This window comes from Ancylobacter oerskovii, assembly GCF_018390555.1.
Lineage (GTDB): Bacteria > Pseudomonadota > Alphaproteobacteria > Rhizobiales > Xanthobacteraceae > Ancylobacter > Ancylobacter oerskovii.
In genome coordinates this window covers 83,131-104,904 of record NZ_JAHBGB010000019.1, presented here as the reverse complement: position 1 = coordinate 104,904, position 21,774 = coordinate 83,131, and the positions used below count along the sequence as shown (strand labels likewise).

Below are 21,774 nucleotides of genomic sequence, written 5' to 3'. Positions count from 1 at the left end.
CTGACAGAATAATTCGCGAAAGAACCACAGCGAACCAAGCATCAGCCCCGCCATATAATTCAGCAAAGCACGGATTCAGGAGATAGATATGGCAGATTACAATTCCAGCTCGGATGGCCAGATCATCAACGGCACCGAAGCGTCCGACAGTTTCAGCAACGCCGTTTACGATCCCGATATCAACAACAACGTATCCTACAACAACGTTGTTTTTAACGGCATGGGCGGCAATGACGTCTTCGTAAACGGCTATGGAAGTGGCGTCGCCTTCAGTGGGGGCGACGGCGATGACACGCTTTATGCCGGCGGCACCGGCGGCACGTATAATGGCGACGCGGGAAATGACACGATCGACGCCGGGATCAGCGTCGACAGTGTCGTGAGTGGTGGCGAAGGCAGCGATACCATCTTCGCCAATGGCAGCACCAACGGCACCTTCAACGGCGGCGACGACAACGACACGTTCAATTTCGGCAACAGCACCGGCGGCACCTTCGATGGCGGCACGGGCGACGACACGTTCAACCTGAGCGCCGGCGAAAGCGCTACCATCATCGGTGGAGACGGCAATGACCGTGTCTACCTGAACGACATAAATCAGTACGGCATTGAAAAGAACGACGGGACGGTCACGCTGACCCGCATTGCCGATGGCGACGTCACCGTGGTCAGCGGGGTCGAGACGTTCATCTTCGCGGGTACCGAATATTCCCTGGAAGATCTTCCGTGCTTCCTGCCGGGCACCCTCGTCCGCACCCCGGACGGCGACCGGCCGATCGAGCAGCTCGTGGCCGGCGATCTCGTCGTGACCTTCGACGGCGAGGTCAAGGCGATCAGCTGGATGGGCCGCAAGACGGTTTCGGCCAGCAGCTTCGATCCGCTGCGGGTCTATCCGATCCGCATCCAGGCCGGCGCCCTCGGCGACAACCTGCCGGCGCGCGACCTCTTCGTCTCGCCCGATCATGCGGTGCTGATCGACGGCATGCTGGTGCAGGCCGGGGCGTTGGTGAATGGCGACAACATCACCCGTCACCTCGGCATGCCCGAGGAATTCACCTATCACCACGTCATGCTCGACGACCACAGCCTGATCGTGACCGAGAACGTCCCGACCGAGACCTTCATCGACCATGTGACGATCACCACCTTCGACAATTGGCAGGAATGCCCGGAGACCGCCGGCGGGCTGGTGGAGCTGGACTATCCGCGCGCCAAGTCGTGGCGGCAGGTGCCCAGGCGCGTCCATGAGCAGATCGCGCGCCGGGCCGCCGGCGCGGCGGAAGCCGATAGCCGGCAAGACGCCGCGCTCGTCGCGGCGTGATCGCCACGGCCCGCCGGAAGAACGCCGGCGGGCCGTCCACCCGACATCGATCGCCCTTGCCACGCGGGTGCGCCCGCCTCTCGCCGCCTCCGATATCGGGAGGCAATGGAACAGCTTGCAACCCGTGTCCGACGGTGCCGCCCCTCGCCGTCGAACGACGATCCCGACAACCGCCCGGCAGACGGGCTCGCCGTCCCGTCATTTCTGAGTGAAGCGGTCGGCGCGCGCGAGATCTGCGGGCCGACACAACCGGTAACCGGTTGACCAGCAGTGCCGGCTACGCTTGATGGATGCACCGCACGTATTCGAGGGGCAGGTGGACCATCAATCGTCGAATAATTCGCCTATAAATCCGATATTGCAAACAAATTCCAAAGAAAATTTTTTCAGCAAGCGCTCATCGGATCTATCGCCGCAGGTGACGACATTCTGGCAAGCCAACCTTGCCGGCTGGATCATCATTGCGCTTTTCGGGATCTTTTCGCGGGTCGCCTTCTTCGGCGATTGGGCCTACGCCCTCTTCATGGCGGGCATATCCGACACGTTCGGCTTTCTGTTGACCTGCGGGGTCCATCTGGCGGTCCGGCGCTGGCTTCACTGGCCCGTCTCCGCCGTCCGCATGGTACCCTTGGCCGTGCTGCTCGCCTTTGCCGGCGGCCTGGTGCAAATGCTGCTCGCCCATCAGGCCCGCCTGCATTTTCCCTCCGGCGCGGACATGCCGGATTCGTTCAATCCGGCGGTACCGCCCCTGATCTATTACACGGCGGTCTTCCTCGTCTGGGCACTCGCCTATTTCTGGCTGGGAACCGACCGTGCGGCGCGCAACGAACGGCTACGCCACAGCGACGCGCGGTCGGCCGCGGCGCGCGCCGAGCTGGAGCAGCTCCGCCTGCAGCTCGATCCGCACTTCCTCTTCAATTCCCTGAACACCGTCACCGGCGAGATCTATGACCGGCCGGCTGTCGCGCTCGAAATGACGCGGCGGATCGCCGGATATCTGCGCTATCTGCTCGATCGCCAGGGACAGCCGGTCTGCTGGCTGGCCGAGGAGATCGAGGCGGTCTCGGCCTATCTGCGCATCCAGGAGCTGCGCTACGAACGCGTCATCCGCTGCACGGTCGCCATGGATGAGGACGCCGGCCAATTCCCGGTGCCGCATCTGATCCTGCAGGGACTGGTTGAAAACGCCGTCAAGCATGGCCTGCGGCCGTCAGCCGCCACCCAATTGCACATCGATTTGCGCGCGCGGATGGAGGAAGGCCGCCTGGTGGTCACGGTCGCCAATCAGGGCAGGCTCGGTTCGCGCGGCCATCGAAGGGGGGTCGGCCTCGCCAATATCCGCCGCCGGCTCGCGCTGCATTTCCCGGATCGGCATGCCCTGGTCCTCTCCCAGGAGGGGGAGCTGGTGGTGGCGCGCCTCATCCTGCAGGCGCCGATATGCTTCGCGTGATGCTCGTCGACGACGAACCGCCGGCGCGGCGCAGCCTGCGGCAATTGCTGGCGGCGCATGACGATATCGAGGTGGTGGCGGAGGCGGCGAGCGTCGGCCAGGCACTCGCCCTCATGGCGGAGGTTGCGCCGCACGTCCTGTTTCTCGATGTCGAGCTGCTCGACGGCCGGGGGTTCGACGTCATCCGGGCCGCCGAGCATCGCCCCGAATTGCGGCCGCTGCACATCGTGTTCGTCACCGGCTATTCGCGATACGCGATAGAGGCCTTCGATGTCGAGGCCATGGACTTCCTGCTGAAGCCGGTGGAGCCCGACCGGCTGACGCTCACGCTCGACCGGCTGCGGCGACGCATCGGTCCCGCTCCCGTACCGGACGAGCCGGCACCGGCGCGCGCCCGTTCAGCGCCCGAGCGATTGCTGGTCACGCTTTCCGGCCAATCGCTCTACCTCCCCCTCGATGCCATCATCTCCGTGCTCGCGGAAGGCGACTATTCGCGCATCACCATCGGCAGCGGCCAGTCCTATCTCATTTGCCGGCTGCTCGGTCAGTTTGCCGCCGAGCTTCCCTCGCCACCCTTCTTGCGCCTGAGCCGCTCGGTCATCGTCAATATCGGCTCCATCGCCCGGGTGGTCTGGCGGGACGGCGGACGCGCGAGGCTGCATTTCAACGATACCGCCCCGTCGCTGGAGCTCGGGCGCGCCGGCACCCGCCGCCTGCGCCAGCTGTCGGCCACGCATGCCGGCCTTGGTGAGGCTCCCACCCTGCATATGGGATGACGTCGACGACGGCACGTCTTCCGGCCGCGAAAGCGCTCGCCGGGAACCCGCCTATGCCGAGACGGAGCGGGACGTCGCCGGTTCGGCGGAAGGCTCGCCCGGCCGCCTGCTGCGTGCCCGCACCTTGAGGGTGCTTAGTTCCTCCAGGTGCTTCTTCATGAACTCCGCGGCCTCGAAGCGCTTGCCGGCAAGCAGGAGGTCGATCAGCTCGAGATGTTCCCGGCAGCGGTGGCGGGCGCTGTCGCGTTCGAGCATCTGCCGGTAGTCGATCAGGCGGCGGAGCCGGTCGATGCGCTTCAGCGCGTCGATGAAGAAGCTGTTGCGGCTGCATTCGATGATCGTCTCGTGCAGGCCGCTGTTGAGCTCGAAGAGCCGCGCATTCGACACCTCGAATATCGCGCCGTCGACCAGCCATTGCTGCTGGTCCCGGCAATGCTCCAGGGCCGGCCGGTTCAGCACGAAACCCGGCTCGAGGATGGCGGCCGGCTCGATCAGCAGGCGGAACCGGTAGCTGTCCTCATAGGCCTGCAGCGAGGTCAGCACCGGCAGGAATTCCCAGCCATGGCCGGGCAGGCGCTCGATCCAGCCTTCGTTCGCCATGCGCCGCAGGATATGCGTCAGCCGCCCGCGCGTGAGCTTGTAGCGCCGCAGCAGCTCGTTCTCGGTGATGCGATCGGGAAGGTTGCCGGATACCCGATCGTCGGCGATGTCGAGATAGATCTGGTCGTCGTCATAGCTCGGGACGTGATCGAGGGCGCGGAACGTCTCGGCATCGAGCCGGGCGATGACATATCCGCCGCCGTCGCCCGGACGCGCGATCCCCGATTGCTCCAGCAGCTTCAGCGCCGCCCGCACCGGCGAGCGCGACACCCGGAACAGGTCCCCGAGCCGCCGTTCGACGAGCCGCTCACCTTCGCCGAGGCGCTCGGCGCGAATGTAGTCGGCGATCTGCGCCGCCAATTGCTGGGTCAGGGGAGTGGTCTGCATCGCCGGAAACATCCTTGTCACACCCCTTTCTGGCACAGCCCGCGGGCGGGACAAACCCCACTTGGTATTTTGGCATTGCAAAATGCCGATATGATCTCTATAAGGCATTTTAACGCGACAAAAAACCAATACAGAACAGCCTGGGAGGAAGACGGCCGTGCAGGTGATCGTTTTGCCGGGAGACGGAATCGGACCGGAAATCACTGCCGCGACCTTGCGGGCGCTGCGCCTCGTCAATGAGCGCCACGGTGCCGGCATCGGCTGGACCGAAATCGACATCGGCCTGAAGGCGCTGCGCGAGCAGGGCACCACCCTGCCGGAGGGGATCCTCGCCGCCGCCCGCGCGGCGGATGGCGTGCTGCTCGGCCCGGTGTCGCACTACGAATATCCGGCGCGGCAGCAGGGCGGCATCAATCCCTCGGGCGAGCTGCGCACGCGCCTCGAACTGTTCGCCAATGTCCGCCCCTGCCGGTCGCTGAGCGACCTCAGCCTCCTGCGCCGGCCGATGGATCTCGTCATCGTGCGGGAGAACACCGAGGGCTTCTATTCCGACCGCAACATGGTCGCCGGCACCGGCGAATTCATGCCGGACGAGGACATGGCGCTGTCGGTGCGCAAGATCACCGCGCGCGCCTCGCGACAGGTCGCGCGGGCGGCCTTCGAGCTGGCCCGCTCCCGCCGCAGGAAGGTCACGGCGGTCCACAAGGCCAATGTGCTGAAGCTCTCCGACGGCCTGTTCCTGCGCGAGGTGCGCAAGGTGGCCGCCGATTATCCCGACGTCACGCTGGAAGAGCTGATCGTCGACGCTACCGCCGCCCATCTCATCCGCACGCCCGACCGTTTCGACGTCATCGTCACCACCAACATGTTCGGCGACATCCTGTCGGACGAGGCATCGGAACTGTGCGGTAGCCTCGGGCTCGGCGGCTCGATCAGCGTCGGCGACGGCATCTGCGTCGCCCAGGCCCAGCACGGCTCGGCCCCCGACATCGCCGGGCGCAACCTCGCCAACCCGACCTCGCTGATGCTGTCGGCCGCCATGCTGCTGGACTGGCGCGGGCAGCGGGACGGCAACCGGACGCTGGTCGCCGCGGCGGCGGCGCTCGAACAGGCCGTCGCCTCGGTGCTGGGCAATCCCGCGACGCGCACCGCCGATCTCGGCGGCGCGCTCTCCACCGACGCCTTCACCGATGCCGTGTGCGAGGCGATCGCGCGCCAGCCGGCCGCCGGCCGGGCGGCGTGACTTCCACCACCCAATCGAACGGTTCCACCATGCTCGTATCCGTCAATCCCGCCGACGGCGCCGAACTGGCGCGCTTCCCGCTCCATAGCGAGCGCGAGGTGGAGGCCGCCCTCGCCGGCGCCGCCGCGGCGCAGGCCGCCTGGCGGCAGGTGCCGATCACCGAGCGTGTCGAGCTCCTGCGCCGCATGGCCTCCGTGCTGCGGGCCGGCAAGGCGGGCTATGCCCGGCTGATCACCGAGGAGATGGGCAAGCCGCTTGCCGAGGCCGAAGGCGAGATCGAGAAATGCGCCTGGAACTGCGACTTCTATGCCAAGGAAGCCCCGGCCTTCCTCGCGGATGAAATCATCGCCTCCTCGGCCTCGCACAGCGCCGTGGTGTTCGATCCGCTCGGCGTGGTGCTCGCCATCATGCCGTGGAACTACCCGTTCTGGCAGTTCTTCCGCTTCGCCGCCCCGGCCCTCGCCGCCGGCAACGGTGCCCTTCTCAAGCACGCCAACAACGTGCCGCGCTGCGCGCTGGCCATCGAGGAAGTAATGCGCGCGGCAGGCTGCCCCGATGGGCTGTTCCGCACGCTGCTCATCGATGCCGGCTCGGTCGCCGGGATCATCGCCGATGACCGCATTGCGGCGGTGACGCTGACCGGCTCGACCGAGGTCGGCGCCATCGTCGCGGCGCAGGCCGGCAAGGCGCTGAAGAAGCAGGTGCTGGAGCTCGGCGGCTCGGACCCGTTCATCGTGCTCGCCGATGCCGATATCGAGGCGGCGGCCATGGCCGCGGTGAAGGCGCGCTACGTCAATGTCGGCCAGAGTTGCGTGAACGCCAAGCGCTTCATCGTCGACAACGCGGTGGCCGAGCGCTTCGTCGAGGCGTTCTGCCGGCATGCCGCCGCATTGAAGATGGGCGACCCGCTGCAACAGGGCGTGTCCATCGGCCCGATGGCGCGCGCCAATCTGCGTGCCACGTTGCACGACCAGGTGCAGCGCAGCCTCGCCGCCGGCGCGGTGCTGAAGATGGGCGGCGCCATCGTCGAGGGACCGGGTTTCTTCTACCCGGCCACCGTGCTCGACCATGTCACCCCGGACATGGCGGCGTTCCGCGAGGAAACCTTCGGCCCGGTTGCCGCCATCGTCCGCGTCGACGGGGAAGAAGAGGCCATAGCCCTCGCCAACGACACCGAGTTCGGCCTCGGCGCGGCGCTGTGGACCGCCGATGTCGAGACGGCAACCCGGCTGGCGCGGCGGATCGATGCCGGCGCGGTGTTCGTCAACGGCATCGTGGCCTCCGATCCGCGCCTGCCCTTCGGCGGCATCAAGCGCTCCGGCTATGGCCGCGAGCTCGGCTCCTACGGCATCCGCGAATTCGTGAACCTCAAGACCCTCTGGGTCGGTCCCGTGAAGGCAGCCTGACCATGACCGCGAACACCCCCGCCGGCGCCGTGCTGCGCCCCTCCGAGATCACGCCGCGCGAGCGCGGCGGCGGCGCCCGCACCATCCCGCTGGTCACCCGCCGCGTCGGCTCCACCAGCCTGATCAACGGCATCACCGCCTTCGAAGGCGGCGCGGAGATCCCGATCCACACCCATAACTGCGAAGAGAGCGTGATGGTGCTGGAAGGGCACGCCATCGCCACCCTCGACGGTGTCGAACACCATCTCGGTCCGCAGGAGACCACCTGGATCGCGGCCAATGTGCCGCACAATTTCCGCAATGCCTCGGCGACCAAGCCGATGAAGATCTTCTGGACCTACGCCTCCGTCGACGCCACCCGCACCATCGTCGCCACCGGCGACACGCGCAGCATCGACGCCGAACACGGCGCCCGCTAGGCGCCGGCCGAAGGAGGCCGGCCACCGGCTCTCCCAACAAGAATACGCCAATCCAGACAAACAGATATTCCCAGGGAGGGAAGAATGACCCTGATCAATCGCCGCCAGTTTTCCGTTCTCGCGGCCGGCGCCGTCGCGACGCTGACCGCTGGCGCCTCGCCGCTGCTGGCCAATGAGGTGAAGGGGCTCGAATTCCTCGCCCCGAGCGCGCCGGGCAGCGGCTATGACCAGCTCGCCCGCACCATGCAGGCGGTCTTGCAGGAGAAGCACCTGGCTTCCGGCGTGCAGGTGCAGAACGTCGCCGGCGGCGGCGGCACCGTCGGCCTGTCGCAGTTCATCACCAGCCGCAAGCGCGCGCCCAGCATCCTGGTATTCGGCTTCGCGCTGATGGGCGGCATCATCACCACCAAATCGGCGGTGACGCTGGATCAGGTGGTGCCGCTGGCCCGGCTGATGGGTGAGGCGAACGTCATCGTCGTGCCGGCGACGTCCGACATCAAGACGCTGGCCGATCTGGTCGCCAAGCTGAAGGCCAACCCGCAGGCGGTGTCCTGGGCCGGCGGCTCCATCGGCGGCATCGACCATGTGATGGTCGGGCTCATCGCCAAGGCCGTCGGCGTCGACCCGACCAAGGTCAATTATGTCGTGCATGCCGGCGGCGGCGAGGTGCTCGCCTCCACGCTCGGCGGCCATGCGACGGTCGGGATCAGCGGCTTCGAGGAATTCCGCAGCCAGATCGAGGCCGGCAAGCTCCGCGCGCTGGCGATCTCCTCCGGCGAGCGCATGCCGGGCGTCGATGTCCCCACCCTGAAGGAAGGCGGCGTCGATCTCGCCATCATGAACTGGCGCGGCCTCGCCGTGCATGCCTCCACTCCCGAGGAGGAGAGGAAGGCGCTCGCCGGGATGATCGCCGCCATGGTCAAGACCGAGGAGTGGAAGGCGGCGCTCAAGAAGCGCGGCTGGCTGGACACCTATCTGCCGCCGGCCGAGTTCGCCGCCTTCCTCAAGCAGGAGCAGGTGCGCGTCGCCACGGCGCTGAAAGATGTCGGCCTGTCCCAGTGACCGGCGGCTGACAGGGAGCGACGGCGATGACGATGGATAAGGGCCTGCGCCTCGGTGAGGTCGCCTTCGGCCTGGCGGTATTGGCGCTCGGCGTCTTCATCGCCTTCGAAACCTGGACCATGCCGGTGGTGGGGGCGACAACGACCGTCGGCCCCCGCCTGTTCCCCGGCCTCGTCGCGGCGGGACTGATCCTGGTCGGTCTGTGGCTGCAAGTCGAGGCGCTCACCACCGGCCCGGTGGAGGCGGATGGGATCGAGATCGACTGGCCGGCCTTCTCGCTGGTGGCGAGCGGCCTGCTGCTGCAGATCGTGCTGCTGGAAACCCTCGGCTGGATCGTCGCCGGCACGCTGCTGTTCGTCATGACCGCGCGGGCCTTCGGCAGCCGTCGCTATGGCACCAACATGCTGATCGGCCTCCTGCTGACCGGCCTCACCCTGCTGGTGTTCGACCTCGGGCTGGACCTCGAACTGCCCGTCGGCTCGCTGTTCGAGCCGCTGCTCGACGCCCTGCAAAAGTAGATCACCATGGAAACGCTCAGCGCCCTCCTCCACGGCTTCTCCGTGGCGCTCACGCCCTACAATCTGATGTGGTCGGCGATCGGCGTGACGCTCGGCACCGCCATCGGCGTGCTGCCCGGTATCGGCCCGGCGCTCACCGTCGCCCTGCTGCTGCCGGTCACCTACAATCTCGACCCGACCAGCGCCTTCATCATGTTCGCCGGCATCTTCTACGGGGCGATGTATGGCGGCTCGACCACCTCGATCCTGCTGAACACCCCCGGCGAGAGCGCCTCCATCGTCACCGCGCTCGACGGCCATGCCATGGCGCGCAAGGGACGCGGGGCGCAGGCGCTGGCCACCGCCGCCATCGGCTCCTTCGTCGCCGGCACCATCGCGACGGTGGCGCTCACCTTCGTCGCGCCCTTGATGGTGCGGGTCGCCCTCGCCTTCGGGCCGGCGGAATATTTCGCGCTGATGGTGCTGGCGCTGACCACGGTCACGGCGGTGCTGGGCGATTCCCTGCCGCGCGGGCTGGCCAGCCTGTTCTTCGGGCTGGCGCTCGGCCTCGTCGGCATCGACCTGCAGACCGGGCAGGCGCGCTTCGCGCTCGGCATTCCCGAACTGCTCGACGGCATCGACGTGGTGGTGGTGGCGGTCGGCCTGTTCGCGGTCGGCGAGACGCTCTACAACGCCGCGCGCCACCGCTTCGAGCCGGAAGAGATGTACGACCTCAAGGGTTCCAAATGGATGAGCCGGGAGGACTGGTCCCGCTCCTGGAAGCCCTGGCTGCGCGGCACGCTGATCGGCTTTCCTATCGGCGCGCTGCCAGCCGGCGGCAGCGAGATCCCCACCTTCCTGTCCTATCTCACCGAGAAGCGGCTCTCCAGGCACCCGGAAGAGTTCGGCCATGGCGCGATCGAGGCGGTCGCCGGGCCGGAGGCGGCCAACAACGCCTCGGCGGCCGGCGTGCTGGCGCCGTTGCTGTCGCTCGGCCTGCCGACCTCGGCCACCGCGGCGATCATGCTGGCCGCCTTCCAGCAATACGGGCTGCAACCCGGCCCGCTGCTGTTCGATAACAATTCGACCCTGGTCTGGGGCCTGATCGCCAGCCTCTATATCGGCAATGTGCTGCTGCTGGTGCTCAACCTGCCGATGGCCGGCGTGTGGGTGAAGCTGCTGGCGATCCCGCGCCCCTGGCTCTATGCCGGCATCCTGATCTTCGCGACCATGGGCGCCTACACGCTCAACAACAACCTGGTCGACCTGGTGATCCTCTGGGTGATCGGGCTGATCGGCTTCGGCATGCGCGTGCTCGACGTGCCGGTCGCGCCCTGCATCGTCGGCCTGATCCTGGGTCCGATGGCCGAGCAGCAGTTCCGCCGGGCGCTGGCGATCAGCCAGGGCGACCTCTCCGTCTTCGTCACCCATCCGATCTCGCTGGCGCTGCTGCTGATCGGGCTTCTGCTCATCCTCGTGCCGATGCTGCTGCGCCGGCGTCGGGCGGCGCAGCTTCCGGCTTGAGGCCCTCATCATGTCCCTGCCCCTTTCCCCTCCCATCAAGGCCGACGATCTCCTCGCCTTCGCGACGGCGGTCTACAGGACCGCCGGTCTCGACCGGCAGGGCGCCGAGCTCTGCGCCGACACGCTGGTGCAGGCGGATCTGTGGGGGCACCAGTCGCATGGCGTCATGCGCCTGCCGTGGTATGTGGCGCGCCTCAAATCCGGGGTGGTGAAGACCGACGCCGTGCCGGAGGCGGTCGTCGATGCCGGCGCCGTCGCGGTGATCGACGGCCGCGACGCCATGGGCCAGATCGTGGCCGCGCATGGCATGCGAGAGGCGATCCGGCGCGCCCGGCTGCATGGGGTCGGCGCGGTGGCGCTGCGCAACTCCAACCATTTCGGCACCGCCATGTACTTCACCCTGACGGCGGCGCGGGCGGGATGCGTCGGCTTCCTCTCGACCAATGCCAGCCCGGCCATGGCGCCGTGGGGAGGGCGTGCCAAGGCGGTGGGCACCAACCCCTGGTCCTGGGCGGCGCCCGCCGGCCGGCAGGCCCCGATGGTGCTCGACATCGCCAATACCGGCGTGGCGCGCGGCAAGATCTACCTCGCCCGGCAGAAGAAGCTGGCGATCCCCGAGGGATGGGCGATCAACGCGGCGGGCGAGCCGACCACCGATCCCGAGGAGGCGCTGGGGGGCGTCACCCTGCCCATGGCCGAGCACAAGGGCTACGCCATCGCGGTGATGATGGACATGCTGTCGGGCGTGCTCACCGGCAGCGCCTTCGGCACCGGCGTCACCGGCCCCTACCAGGCGGAGAAGCGCGGCGGCACCGGGCACTTCATCATCGCCCTCGACATCGCCGCCTTCCAGTCGCCCGACGCCTTCGGCGCGCGGATGGAGCAGTTGATCGGCGAGCTGAAATCGGTTCCGCTCGCCAAGGGCCATGACGAGATCGTCTATCCCGGCGAACTGGAGGCCCGCAACGATGCGTACAATCGCGCCAACGGCCTGATCCTGCCCGGCGACACGCGCCGGGACCTCGCGACGCTCGCCGACGAATTCGGCTGCCGGTCGCTTCTACCCGTTTGAGGATCGAGACCCTTGCCCCCTCCCGTCTACAGCGCCCATCTCGGCTACATGTTCAACGAATACGCCCTCGAGGAGCGCTTCGCCGCCGCCGCGCGGGCCGGGTTCGGCCATGTCGAGCACCCCGGCCCCTATGCGCTCCCGGCCGCGCGCGTGCGGGACATCTGCGCCGAGCACGGCCTCACCTTCGTCCAGATGGCGCTTCCCGCCGGAAACCCTGCGCATGGCGAGAAGGGGCTGGCGGCGCTGCCGGGCCGCCAGGAGGATTTTCGCGCCGGCGTCCCGGTCGGCCTCGACTACGCGCAGGCGGTCGGAAGCCGGTATGTTCACGTCATGTCGGGTGTCGTCGCCGATCCCGCCCAGCGCGACGCCGCCTGGCAGGCCTACATCGCCAATCTGGGCTTCGCCTGCGAGGAGGCGGGCCGACGCGGCATGACGCTGCTGGTCGAGCCCATCGGCGCCGCGACGATCGCCGACTATTTCATCGATCATCCGCACAAGGCGCTGCGGGCGCTGGATGAGATCGGCGCGCCCCATCTCAAGCTGCTGTTCGATGCGTTCCATGCGACGAATGCCGGCGTCGACCCGCACGCCTTCATGGCGGAGCATGCGGACAGGATCGCCCATGTCCATATCGCCGACCACCCGGGCCGCCACGAGCCCGGAACCGGCCGTTTCGACTTCAAGGCCTTCTTCTCGGTCCTGGAGCGGGTCGGCTATCGAGGCTCCGTCGGGCTCGAATACATCCCCCTGGCCGGCACCGAGCCGGGCCTGACCTGGCAACGGGCCTTCGCCTGACATGACCGGATCGGGCGGTTCCCGTGCCGCCGCGGGCCTGTCGCCCTGCCCGGACAATGCGCGGGGCTAACGGGGCAGGACGACGACCGTCGCCGACATTCCCGCAGAAAGCCGCACGCCCGGCGGCAGCGCGCCGAGCTTGATGCGGACGGGAATGCGCTGGGCGAGGCGGATCCAGTCGAAATTGGGATTCACCTGTGCCAGCAGCCCGCTGCCGGCGCCGGTATTGGCGATCGCCCGGCTGAGGCCCTCGACCACCCCGTCGATGATCACGTCCCCGGCCAGAAGCTCCACGCGCGCCGGGGCGCCGTCCCGCACCGCCGGCAGCTTGGTTTCCATGAAATAGGCGTAGACATAGAAGGAAGTGCTGTCGACGAGCGCCAGAACGCCCTGGCCGACCGTGGCATAGTCGCCGACATTCACGTTGAAATTGGTGACGTAGCCGTCCACCGGCGCGCGCACCGTGCTGCGCTCGAAATTGATCTGCGCCGTCGCGAGCGCCGCCTGGGCCGCCTGCAGCTCGGCCGCCGCCTCGGCAGCGGAAACGCTGGTGCGCTCGGCCGCCTGGGCGGAGATCGCGTCGCTGTCCTCGCGCACCAGGCTTGTGTTGCGGTTGGCGGTATCCTGAGCGAGGCGCAAGGCTTCGGTCTTCATCGCCACATTGGCCTGCGCCTGCTGCACCGCGACCTTGAACCGCTCCTGATCGATGACGAACAGGACGTCGCCGCGCCGGACCTGCTGGTTGTCGACCACGTTCACCGTGCTGATGAGGCCGGAGACGTCGGGAGCGATCTCCACCACATTGGCGAGGACGCGGGCATCGCGCGTCCACGGCGCCAGGGTATAGAACTGCCAGAGCCGCCAGCCCACGAAGACCGCGACGCCCACCGCGATCAGTGTGACGCCGACGCGCAGCGCCGTTCGGCCTAGAGCCATCCTGCTTCTCCGTGCAATACCGGCAGGCCGAAGATAACGGCGCCGAACAGGATGATGTAGAGCGCCGCGTCGAAGAGCGGCCGGTGCCAGACGTAGCGATAGGCTCCCATCCGCGCCAGCAGCCATCTCGCGGCCAGGAAGGGCGGCAGCGTCAGCAGCGCCCACATCAGCATGGGCGACAGATAGAAGCCGAACAGCTCCGGCGTGTAGAACGGGAGGGTGTTGACGAGGTCCATGTCAACTCTCGTAGGCATGGGCGAAGAAGGCCCGGTCGATGTCGAAGCGATCGGCGATGAACCGCAGCGACGCGCCTGCCCTGAGGTTCAGGGCGGCCCCCGGCGCGCCCGGCTCCAGCGGTAGCGCGGCGAGCGCCGCGCCGGCCGCCCGCACGCAGGTCTCGGCCCGCGACACCCCGGCCGGACCGCCGCCGGCGCTCGACAGTCCCTCCAGCTCGGCGGGAAACGCCGTGAGGAAGTCGTCGAGAATCCCCGCGAGCTCGGCGGACAGGCCGGGCGCCCGCCGGAGCCGGTTGAGTCGGCCGAGCTCGAGGCTGACGGAGGCGGCACCGAGCGTACCGCGCAGGAACTCCTCCTCGCCCCGCCGGTCGAGCGAAAGCCGGGGCAGCAGCTGGGCGAGCATCGCGATGATCTCTCCGAGAATCACCCGCTCGTGCCGCTGTCCGCGCGCCGCCTCCGGCAGAAGCCGCCCGATCGTCACGGTCCAGATGCGCCCGCGCGTGGTGAGCGACGTCACCGGGAACAGATTGAGCAGCACAAGCGAGATCGCCATGCCGGACAGCAGGCCGAAGGCGGAATTGACGAGGGCCAGTTCGTCGGGCTGGAATATGTTGCTCGTGCCGATCTCGGCGGTGAAGAAACTGCCGAAGGCGATGCCGGGCCAGGCATATTGCGGCGTTCCCGCCATCAGCCCGGCCGGCAGCAGCGCCACGATGAGGAACAGCGCCAGCGCCTCGTAGCCCTCGATCCACGGCAGGACCAGGACCATCGCCGCATAGGCGGCCGCGATCCCGATCCCGGACCACAGCAGGAAGGCGAAGCCGAGCTTGCCGGGGCGGTCCTGATTGACCGCGAAGAACAGGATGATCGCGAGGCCGGAGACGGCATCGAAGCCGTCGGTCCACTCCGTCGCCGCCCAGAGCGTGCACATCACCACCAGCGCCAGGGCGGAGCGTATCGCCAGCAGCAGCGCCTCGGCGTTCGAGGCCGCCGGCATCACCGGAATGCTCGCTTCCGCCTGCGCGGCGCGGCGGCGGCCGCGCATGATGGCCGCCTCGCTCACCATCACCATGGAGAGCCCGTGCAGCAGGTCGCGTGCGCGGTGCAGGATGAGCAGCCCTTCCGCCAGCGGCTGGAACGGCACGCTCCCCGCCATCGCCTCCAGCTCGACGGCGGCCTCGTTGAGCGCCACCCGGGCGGCGAGCAGTTCCGACCGGGTCCGGTGCGGCGTCGCGAAGGCGCGGGGATCGGCGGCGAGGCGATCGAACAGCGCGGCGGTGGCGGCCATGGCCGGCCGCAGCCGCTCGACGATCGGCCCCGATCCCTCGACCTGAAAATCCTCGATGCGCACATAGAGCCCGCGCGCGATGGCCAGCACCCGCAGGAATTCGCGCACCATGCGTTTCAGCATCGCGTCGTCGGCACGCAGCTCCGGGGCCTCGAACGCCGCGAAGGATCGCAAGGCGTCGAACTTCACCACGGCCTCGACCATCGTGCGGCGCAGCGCGGCGAAGGTCGCGAGCGGGGTGGCGGGGCGCAGCGCGGTCGCACCGTAATGGCTGAGCCGGCCGAACAGGTCGGCAAGCTGCTCGCGCAGCATGACGCCGGCATAGCGCGGGAACACGATCACGCTCACCGCGGTGATGCAGGCGATGCCGATCAGCAGTTCCGCGGTGCGGTCGAAGGCGAGGCGCCAGGCATGCGCCGGGTCGGCGGCGCCCTGCAGCCCGACGAGAAGGGCCGTGTAGCCGGCCAGCAGGAAGCCATAGGCGGTATAGTTGCGCATCTGGGCGCCGATGAAGAAGCACAGCGCCAGCCAGAGCGCGATGGCCCCGACCAGCGGCACCGGCGCCTGCGAATAGAGCGCCAGGACGATGAGGCCGACCGCCGCGCCGAGCACGGTTCCGACGATGCGGTAGGCCCCTTTCGCCAGCGCCGCGCCGGCGGTCGGCTGCGCCAGCAGGTAGACGGTCAGCACCGCCCATTGCGGGTCCTGCAGTTCCAGCCAATAGGCGATGGCCAGCGCGACGACCGCCGCCACCGCCGTGCGCAGCGCAAACACCACATTGCGCCAGCCGAGGTCGACGCCGAATGCGGGACGCCATCGGGGGGCCGTGTTCTCGGCGATGCTCATCTCTCTCCAGCCGCGCTCGGGTCGCGATGCAAGCGAATGATCGCCAGCCTTAGCGCGTGGAGCCGGACAGGTGAAGCGGGAGACGCCGCCAGAGGCGCGGGCAAATGGAACGCCCCTCTCCTCCCGAGGCGACGATGCCCTGATCGGATGCCGACTAGGCTTCGTTCCCGGACCGGTATCTACCGGCTTCCGCCGACCGAGCGGCCCGCGCCGGCAGGCGCCGGGAGCGACGCATGCGCCGCCGCGAGGCCCCGAAGGCGTGCGAGGACGGCGTCCGTCGCCGGCATCGCGCGCCCTTTCGCGACATCCACATGCAGCAGCATCTGCTCGGCGGTGGCGATCTCGCGTCGGTCCGCACCGGCGAACATCCGGTGGAACAGATGCAGGCGCTTCTCGTCGACCGACAGGATCTGGCAGGTGGTGCGCAGCTCCTCGCCGAGCCGCGCCTCGTCGAGGTGCCGCAGATGCGTCTCCACCGTGTAGTAGCTGTGCCCGCCCTCGACATAGGCGAGGTCGACGCCGATCAGCCGCAGCAGCGCGTCGGTGGTGTCGCCGAACACCTGCAGATAGCGGTGCTCGGTCATGTGGCCGTTATAGTCGATCCAAGCCGGCGAGACGCGGGTCTCGACCAGCGCCAGCGGGGCCGTCGGGTCGGCAGGCGCCGGGGCCGGGGCGCCGGCGAGCAGGCGCCGCTCGAAATCCGCCAGCAGCGCTCCCGCGCCCCAGCCTTCACCGCCGCGCCCCGCCTTCAGCGCCTGCACGATGCCGACGAGGTTCTCGTCGCGGATCCGCTCCAATTCGCGGATCGACAGGCCCGCCGCCTGGGCATCGGACTGCGCGCCGATCTTCTCGACCAGCGCCTCGTCGAGGTTGACCACGTCGGTCAATTTCGTCCACGGCCATTGCAGGCAGGGCCCGAACTGCGCCAGGAAGTGCCGCATGCCGGCCTCGCCACCGGCGATGCGATAGGTCTGGAACAGCCCCATCTGCGCCCAGCGCAGGCCGAAGGAGTAGCGGATCACGTCGTCGAGCGTCTCGACGTCGCAGATGTCGTCCTTGATCAGCCACAGTGCCTCGCGCCACAGCGCTTCCAGGAGACGGTCACCGACGAAGGCCTCGATCTCGCGGGCGATGACCACGCCCTTCATGCCGATGGCGTCCAGCACCGCCTTCGCCCGCTCGATGGTCGCGGGCGCCGTCGCCGCGCCGCCGACGATCTCGACCAGCGGCAACAGGTAGACCGGGTTGTAGGGATGGGCGACGAACAGCCGCCCGGGATGGCTCAATCCCTGCTGCAGATCGGAGGGCTTGAGGCCGGAGGTCGAGGAGCCGATCAGCGCCGTCGCCGGGGCGGCAGCGTCGATCTCCGCCAGCACGCGGTGCTTGAGGTCGAGCCGTTCCGGCACGCTCTCCTGCACCCATTCGGCGCCCTTCACCGCTTCCGCGAGGCTGGCGCAGAACACCAGCTGCCCGCGCGCCGGCAGCGGCGCCTGGGTGAGCAGCCCATAGGCCCGCTCGGCATTGGCGATGACTTCGCCGACGATGCGCTCGGCCTCAGGATGCGGGTCGAACACACTCACATCGATGCCGGCGAGCAGGAAGCGGGCGATCCAGCCGCCGCCGATGACGCCGCCGCCGATGCAGGCCGCGCGGGAGATGGGTGCGAGCATCGTCATTCTCCTCAGCGCTTCACCAGCTTCAGCTTCTCGCGCACCTCGGCCGGGCCGATGACGCGCGCGCCCATGCCGGTGACGACGGTGGCGGCCTTCTCGACCAGCTGGGCATTGGTGGCGAGCTGGCCCTTGCCGATATAGAGATTGTCCTCGAGGCCGACGCGGACATTGCCGCCGGCCAGCACCGCCGCGGCGGGATAGGCGAGCGCGTTGCGGCCGATCGAGAAGGCCGAGTACACCCAGCCCGCCGGCACGTTGTTCACCATCGCCAGATAAGTATTGAGGTCGTCCGGCGCCCCCCACGGAATCCCCATGCACAGCTGCACCAGCACCGGATTCTCGATCAGGCCTTCCTCGACCAGCTGCCTGGCGAACCACAAATGCCCGGTATCGAACGCCTCGATCTCCGGCCGCACGCCCAGCGCCGTCATCTGCCGCGCCATCTCGCGCAGCATGGCAGGCGTGTTGGTCATGACGTAGTCGCCGAGATTGAAGTTCATCGTGCCGCAGTCGAGAGTGCAGATCTCCGGCAGGCACTCGGCGACATGGGCGACGCGCTCGGTGGCCCCGGCCATGTCGGTCGCCGCCGCGTTGAGCGGGAACGGCGCTTCCACGCTGCCGAACACCAGGTCGCCGCCCATGCCGGCGGTGAGGTTCAGCACCACGTCGACCTCGGCCGAACGGATGCGGTCGGTCACCTCGCGGAACAGGTCACGGCGGCGGGAGGCGGCGCCGGTCTCGGGGTCGCGCACATGGCAATGCACCACCGCCGCGCCGGCCTTGGCGGCCTCGATGGCGCTCTCGGCGATCTGCTTCGGCGTGACGGGAACGTGGGGCGAGCGTCCCACCGTGTCGCCGGCGCCGGTGACGGCGCAGGTGATGAAGACATCGCGGTTCATCGACAAGGGCATCTCGGAACTCCCGGAAAACTCCGCGAAGCTTGACGGGGAAGCGAAACCGTGACGCAACTCTTTGCGCAACGGATTTGCCACTTCGCGAAGCGATGATCTTTGCTCATTCCGACGAGACGCTGAACGTCACGCTGCTGCTGTTTCCCGGGCTGTCGCTGCTTTCGCTGGCGGCGACGCTCGATCCCCTGCGCGGTGCCAATCGCGTGCTCGGCCGCACCGCCTATCGCTGGCGGCTGGTCTCTATGGATGGCGAAATGCCCGTCGCCAGCTGCGGCCTGCCGATCCCGGTGGATGGCGCCTTCGCGCCGGCCGACCCCCAGGACGCCCTGATCGTGCTCGCCGCCTTCGACGCGGCCAGCCAGGCGACGCCCCGCATCCTCAGGGCGCTGCGCATGGGGGCGACGCGCTCGCGGATCGTCGGCGGCATCGAATCCGGGTCGTGGCTGATGGGATTTGCCGGGCTGCTCGACGGGCGCCGGGCGACCACCCATTGGGAGGATCTGGAGGACTTCGCGGCCCGCTTCCCCAATGTCGACGTGCAGCCGGACCGCTTCGTCGTCGACGAGCCGGTGTTCACCACCGGCGGGGCGACGCCGGCGCTCGACTGCATGCTGTCGCTGATCCGCGCCCGCAACGGCTATTCGGCGGCGCTCGATGTCGCCAGCCTCTATATCTATGAGGAGATGCGGACCGGCTCGGACGTGCAGCCCATCGTCTCGCTCGGGCGCATCCGCCAGCACGAGCCGCGCGTCGCCAAGGCGATCCGCATCATGGAGACGCATATCGACCGGCCGGTGACCATCGCCGCCATCGCCCGGCGGCTGGACATCTCCACCCGCGGGCTGGAAACGCTGTTCCTCAAGACGATCGACGTGTCGCCGGGCGCCTATTACGTCGCGTTGCGGCTCAGCGCCGCGCGCCGCCTGGTGCTCGATACCAGCCTTCCCATCGCCGACATCGCCGAGCGGACGGGCTTTTCCGCCATCGCCTCGCTTTCGCGCGCCTATCGCCGGCAATTCGGCGTGCCGCCCTCGGCGGCGCGGCGCGCCCGGCTCTAGAGCGTTTTCGAGCGAAGCGGGATCCGGTTCGCGTGAAGAAAACACGTCCGAACAAAAACCTAGAGCCTTTCCGGTGAACTGGAGTTCACCGGAAAGGCTCCAGATGGGCCGGACACGCAAGTCCCGGCTGTCGTCCGGCGACGCAACAAAGTGCCGAAACGCCCCGGGCTTGACCCGGGAATCCGCGTCTTCCTCACCGCCCGTACCCGGCCGGAGAGGTGGATGGCCGGGGCAAGCCCGGCCATGACGATGGTTGTCGGCCGGCCTCAGAGGCCGAGCCCGCTCTTCACCGCGGTGAGGCCGGGCTTGCCGTCCAGCGTGGAGACGCCGGCGAGCCATTTGTCGAGCGCGGCGGGATTCTCCTTCAGCCACGCCCGCACGGCGGCGTCCGGCTGCATGTTTTTGTCGAGGATGTCGCTCATCAGCCGATCCTCCATCGCGACGTTGAAGACGAGATTGGAGAGGAAGCGCCCCACATTGGGGCACTCCTTCGCATAGCCCGGCCGCGTCAGCGTGACGACGGTGGCCCCGCCGTCGTTCGGCCCGAACACGTCATTGCCCTTGGTGAGATAGGCGATGGGCAGGTTGACGTTCATCGGGTGCGGCTGCCAGCCGAAGAACACCACCGGCTTGTTCTGGCGGATATCCTGCGCGACCTGGGCCAGCATGCCCTGCTCGCTCGATTCCACCAGGTCGAAGCCCTTCAGGCCGAAGCTGTTCTCCGCGATCATCTTGGAGATGGTGTTGTTGGCGCCGCTGCCGGATTCGATGCCGTAGATCTTGCCGCCGAGCTGGTCCTTGAACCTGGCGATGTCGGCATAGGTCTTGAGGCCGGCATCATAGGCGGCCTTGGAGGTGGCGAAGCCGATGCGCGCGTCCTTGAGGTTGTCGGCGACGATCTCGACCTTGCCGGCCTTCACCAGCGGCGCCTGGGTCGGCTCCTGCAGCGGCATCCAGTTGCCGAGGAAGATGTCGCGGTCGCCATTCTCCAGCGCCTTGAAGGTGATGGCGACGGAGAGGACCGACACTTCCGGCTTGTAGCCGAGCCCGGCCAGCACCTGCCGGGCGATTTCGGTGGTGGCGGTGATGTCGGTCCAGCCGACATCGGAGAAGCGTGGCTTGGCGCACGCGGCGGGGTCGTTGGCGAAGGCCGGCGACCCAATGAGCGTGGCGGACAAGGTGAGGCAGGCAACGAGACGGCGTGAAATCATTGCTGTTCCCCGTGTTGGCGATCACGCCGCTGGCGGCATCGCAAGGGAAAGCCTACGCCCGGCTCCTTTCGCTGCTTGACTGTTCTCGAACCCCAGATGACCGAATGCGCAGCGCCGCACCGCCGTCAGCCGGGCGACGCCCGGCTTCAGAAATGCCAGGCGAGGCTTATCGTCGGCCCGTGCATCGTCGTGTTGTAGCGGAACGAGCCGCCATCGCCATTGGAGCTCTCATAGTCCTCGTAGAGGTAGCGATAGCCGACGGCGGAGGAGATCGACGACGTCCACACATAGCCGAGGCCGACATAGCCGGTGCTGGACAGCTTCGAGCCGACGCCGAAGCCGCCAATATCGGCGGTGGCGTTCACGAACCAGCGCTCGTCGATCTTCCATTGCGCCGCGAAGCCGATCGTCGGGTCGATCCACCATTCGGTCTGGCTGCCCGACAGCGTGGCCGGCAGCCGCTCCGACGTCAGCGCTACGTCGGAGGATACCCGCACATAGCGCAGGCCGCCGGTGACCGCGAGGTCGACATGGGAGAGCCCGAGCGGCAGCCAGTAGCCGATCGCGCCGGTGGCGATGGTCTGGGAAAGCTCGGCGTCGAGAGCGCTCTGCCCGTAAAGCCCGACCTGGTCGCTGTGCGACAGCTTCGCCAGCACGAGATCGGCCAGGAACAGCCATTGCCCGTTGCTGGCGAAGAACGAGCCCATCAGGGCGCCGTCGAGATTGTCGAGCACGTTGGGGATGGAGGCGTGCACCGGCACCGTCGGCAGCCTGCCGACGCCGACATCGCCGTCGATCGCCGTGAGCCAGCCATAGAGCGTGGCCTGGAAGCGCCAGTCCGACGGCTGGGCCGGCGCCACGGCACCGGATGGCGGCGCGGAAGGCGGAAGATCGGCGGCATGGGCCGTGCCCGCGGCAAGCGAGGCCATGAACAGCAACGGCCAGAGCCGTAACGGCGCGAGCCGCAACGGCGCGTGCCGCCATGGCGCATGGCCGAGCCGGCGTTGCGCCGCCTGCCGGTGCATCTGGTTGCCCATCACGTTCTCCTGTCCTCTGTGCCGTG

General features: G+C 68.1%; 20 protein-coding genes. 12 read left to right on the top strand and 8 right to left on the bottom strand.

The genetic code is table 11. From position 1 onward, the window contains the following. Positions 1-88 precede the first annotated feature (88 nt). The 3 genes from KHC19_RS09340 to KHC19_RS09330 all read left to right on the top strand — a co-directional run bounded on the left by KHC19_RS09340 (position 89) and on the right by KHC19_RS09330 (position 3,547). Positions 89-1,321: a Hint domain-containing protein gene (locus KHC19_RS09340; RefSeq protein WP_213352086.1), complete on the top strand. Its 1,233-nt coding sequence runs from the start codon at positions 89-91 to the stop codon at positions 1,319-1,321. A gap of 286 nt (positions 1,322-1,607) precedes the next feature. After that, positions 1,608-2,771: a sensor histidine kinase gene (locus tag KHC19_RS09335; RefSeq protein ID WP_213352085.1), complete on the top strand. Its 1,164-nt coding sequence runs from the start codon at positions 1,608-1,610 to the stop codon at positions 2,769-2,771. Further along, a complete protein-coding gene (locus KHC19_RS09330) occupies positions 2,771-3,547 on the top strand; it encodes a LytR/AlgR family response regulator transcription factor (RefSeq protein WP_246548647.1) in 777 nt (258 codons plus the stop codon). The genes KHC19_RS09335 and KHC19_RS09330 overlap by 1 nt, the downstream gene beginning before the upstream one ends. Before the next feature lie 51 nt (positions 3,548-3,598). Here KHC19_RS09330 and KHC19_RS09325 read toward each other — a convergent pair whose 3' ends face one another. Then, positions 3,599-4,534: a GntR family transcriptional regulator gene (locus KHC19_RS09325; RefSeq protein ID WP_213352083.1), complete on the bottom strand. Its 936-nt coding sequence runs from the start codon at positions 4,532-4,534 to the stop codon at positions 3,599-3,601. Between the two features lie 157 nt (positions 4,535-4,691). Here KHC19_RS09325 and KHC19_RS09320 point away from each other — a divergent pair, with 157 nt between their 5' ends. The 8 genes from KHC19_RS09320 (at position 4,692) to KHC19_RS09285 (ending at position 12,552) form a co-directional block, all read left to right on the top strand. Further along, complete coding sequence (locus KHC19_RS09320; protein WP_213352082.1) at positions 4,692-5,777, top strand: isocitrate/isopropylmalate dehydrogenase family protein; 1,086 nt, start codon at positions 4,692-4,694, stop codon at positions 5,775-5,777. Next, entirely contained in the window at positions 5,774-7,183 is a 1,410-nt protein-coding gene (locus tag KHC19_RS09315) for an NAD-dependent succinate-semialdehyde dehydrogenase (protein WP_343207682.1), read from the top strand. The genes KHC19_RS09320 and KHC19_RS09315 overlap by 4 nt, the downstream gene beginning before the upstream one ends. 2 nt (positions 7,184-7,185) lie before the next feature. Further along, positions 7,186-7,602, top strand: coding sequence for a cupin domain-containing protein (locus tag KHC19_RS09310; RefSeq protein ID WP_213352080.1), 417 nt, complete (start codon positions 7,186-7,188; stop codon positions 7,600-7,602). 84 nt (positions 7,603-7,686) lie between these two features. Then, entirely contained in the window at positions 7,687-8,664 is a 978-nt protein-coding gene (locus tag KHC19_RS09305; RefSeq protein WP_213352079.1) for a Bug family tripartite tricarboxylate transporter substrate binding protein, read from the top strand. Positions 8,665-8,690: 26 nt separating this feature from the next. After that, positions 8,691-9,182 (top strand): tripartite tricarboxylate transporter TctB family protein, encoded by a 492-nt coding sequence (locus KHC19_RS09300; protein ID WP_213352078.1) that lies wholly within the window; start codon positions 8,691-8,693, stop codon positions 9,180-9,182. A gap of 6 nt (positions 9,183-9,188) precedes the next feature. After that, on the top strand, positions 9,189-10,685 hold the full coding sequence (locus tag KHC19_RS09295; RefSeq protein WP_213352077.1) for a tripartite tricarboxylate transporter permease: 1,497 nt from the start codon (positions 9,189-9,191) through the stop codon (positions 10,683-10,685). 10 nt (positions 10,686-10,695) lie between these two features. Beyond that, positions 10,696-11,757 carry an Ldh family oxidoreductase gene (locus KHC19_RS09290; protein ID WP_213352076.1) on the top strand — a complete coding sequence of 354 codons (1,062 nt, stop codon included), beginning with the start codon at positions 10,696-10,698 and terminating at the stop codon, positions 11,755-11,757. 12 nt (positions 11,758-11,769) lie between these two features. Then, the gene (locus KHC19_RS09285; protein ID WP_246548559.1) at positions 11,770-12,552 is read left to right on the top strand and encodes a hydroxypyruvate isomerase family protein; all 783 of its coding nucleotides are present in this window, start codon (positions 11,770-11,772) and stop codon (positions 12,550-12,552) included. Between the two features lie 66 nt (positions 12,553-12,618). Here KHC19_RS09285 and KHC19_RS09280 read toward each other — a convergent pair whose 3' ends face one another. The 5 genes from KHC19_RS09280 to bcoG all read right to left on the bottom strand — a co-directional run bounded on the left by KHC19_RS09280 (position 12,619) and on the right by bcoG (position 18,442). Beyond that, positions 12,619-13,488, bottom strand: coding sequence for an efflux RND transporter periplasmic adaptor subunit (locus KHC19_RS09280; protein WP_213352075.1), 870 nt, complete (start codon positions 13,486-13,488; stop codon positions 12,619-12,621). Beyond that, positions 13,479-13,724, bottom strand: a complete 246-nt coding sequence (locus tag KHC19_RS09275) for a DUF1656 domain-containing protein (RefSeq protein WP_213352074.1) — start codon at positions 13,722-13,724, stop codon at positions 13,479-13,481. The genes KHC19_RS09280 and KHC19_RS09275 overlap by 10 nt, the downstream gene beginning before the upstream one ends. Position 13,725: 1 nt before the next feature. Next, positions 13,726-15,858, bottom strand: a complete 2,133-nt coding sequence (locus tag KHC19_RS09270) for an FUSC family protein (protein WP_213352073.1) — start codon at positions 15,856-15,858, stop codon at positions 13,726-13,728. A 179-nt stretch (positions 15,859-16,037) separates the two neighbouring features. Then, positions 16,038-17,534, bottom strand: coding sequence for a carnitine 3-dehydrogenase (locus tag KHC19_RS09265; RefSeq protein WP_213352072.1), 1,497 nt, complete (start codon positions 17,532-17,534; stop codon positions 16,038-16,040). A 5-nt stretch (positions 17,535-17,539) separates the two neighbouring features. Next, on the bottom strand, positions 17,540-18,442 hold the full coding sequence (bcoG, locus tag KHC19_RS09260) for a 3-dehydrocarnitine:acetyl-CoA trimethylamine transferase BcoG (RefSeq protein ID WP_213352071.1): 903 nt from the start codon (positions 18,440-18,442) through the stop codon (positions 17,540-17,542). A gap of 92 nt (positions 18,443-18,534) precedes the next feature. Between bcoG and KHC19_RS09255 the strand changes: the two genes are divergently transcribed. Then, positions 18,535-19,500, top strand: a complete 966-nt coding sequence (locus KHC19_RS09255; protein WP_213352070.1) for a GlxA family transcriptional regulator — start codon at positions 18,535-18,537, stop codon at positions 19,498-19,500. 266 nt (positions 19,501-19,766) lie between these two features. Here KHC19_RS09255 and choX read toward each other — a convergent pair whose 3' ends face one another. Both choX and KHC19_RS09245 read right to left on the bottom strand, forming a co-directional pair. After that, a complete protein-coding gene (gene choX, locus KHC19_RS09250; RefSeq protein ID WP_213352069.1) occupies positions 19,767-20,711 on the bottom strand; it encodes a choline ABC transporter substrate-binding protein in 945 nt (314 codons plus the stop codon). Positions 20,712-20,857: 146 nt separating this feature from the next. After that, on the bottom strand, positions 20,858-21,748 hold the full coding sequence (locus KHC19_RS09245) for a hypothetical protein (RefSeq protein WP_213352068.1): 891 nt from the start codon (positions 21,746-21,748) through the stop codon (positions 20,858-20,860). Between the last annotated feature and the right edge of the window lie 26 nt (positions 21,749-21,774).

Coding starts and splice junctions, on each gene's coding strand:
- KHC19_RS09340 (WP_213352086.1), top strand. CDS start 89: ATGGCAGATTACAATTCCAGCTCGGATGGCCAGATCATCAACGGCACC.
- KHC19_RS09335 (WP_213352085.1), top strand. CDS start 1,608: ATGGATGCACCGCACGTATTCGAGGGGCAGGTGGACCATCAATCGTCG.
- KHC19_RS09330 (WP_246548647.1), top strand. CDS start 2,771: ATGCTCGTCGACGACGAACCGCCGGCGCGGCGCAGCCTGCGGCAATTG.
- KHC19_RS09325 (WP_213352083.1), bottom strand. CDS start 4,534: ATGCAGACCACTCCCCTGACCCAGCAATTGGCGGCGCAGATCGCCGAC.
- KHC19_RS09310 (WP_213352080.1), top strand. CDS start 7,186: ATGACCGCGAACACCCCCGCCGGCGCCGTGCTGCGCCCCTCCGAGATC.
- KHC19_RS09305 (WP_213352079.1), top strand. CDS start 7,687: ATGACCCTGATCAATCGCCGCCAGTTTTCCGTTCTCGCGGCCGGCGCC.
- KHC19_RS09300 (WP_213352078.1), top strand. CDS start 8,691: ATGACGATGGATAAGGGCCTGCGCCTCGGTGAGGTCGCCTTCGGCCTG.
- KHC19_RS09295 (WP_213352077.1), top strand. CDS start 9,189: ATGGAAACGCTCAGCGCCCTCCTCCACGGCTTCTCCGTGGCGCTCACG.
- KHC19_RS09290 (WP_213352076.1), top strand. CDS start 10,696: ATGTCCCTGCCCCTTTCCCCTCCCATCAAGGCCGACGATCTCCTCGCC.
- KHC19_RS09280 (WP_213352075.1), bottom strand. CDS start 13,488: ATGGCTCTAGGCCGAACGGCGCTGCGCGTCGGCGTCACACTGATCGCG.
- KHC19_RS09275 (WP_213352074.1), bottom strand. CDS start 13,724: ATGGACCTCGTCAACACCCTCCCGTTCTACACGCCGGAGCTGTTCGGC.
- KHC19_RS09270 (WP_213352073.1), bottom strand. CDS start 15,858: ATGAGCATCGCCGAGAACACGGCCCCCCGATGGCGTCCCGCATTCGGC.
- KHC19_RS09265 (WP_213352072.1), bottom strand. CDS start 17,534: ATGACGATGCTCGCACCCATCTCCCGCGCGGCCTGCATCGGCGGCGGC.
- bcoG (WP_213352071.1), bottom strand. CDS start 18,442: ATGCCCTTGTCGATGAACCGCGATGTCTTCATCACCTGCGCCGTCACC.
- KHC19_RS09255 (WP_213352070.1), top strand. CDS start 18,535: ATGATCTTTGCTCATTCCGACGAGACGCTGAACGTCACGCTGCTGCTG.
- choX (WP_213352069.1), bottom strand. CDS start 20,711: ATGATTTCACGCCGTCTCGTTGCCTGCCTCACCTTGTCCGCCACGCTC.
- KHC19_RS09245 (WP_213352068.1), bottom strand. CDS start 21,748: ATGGGCAACCAGATGCACCGGCAGGCGGCGCAACGCCGGCTCGGCCAT.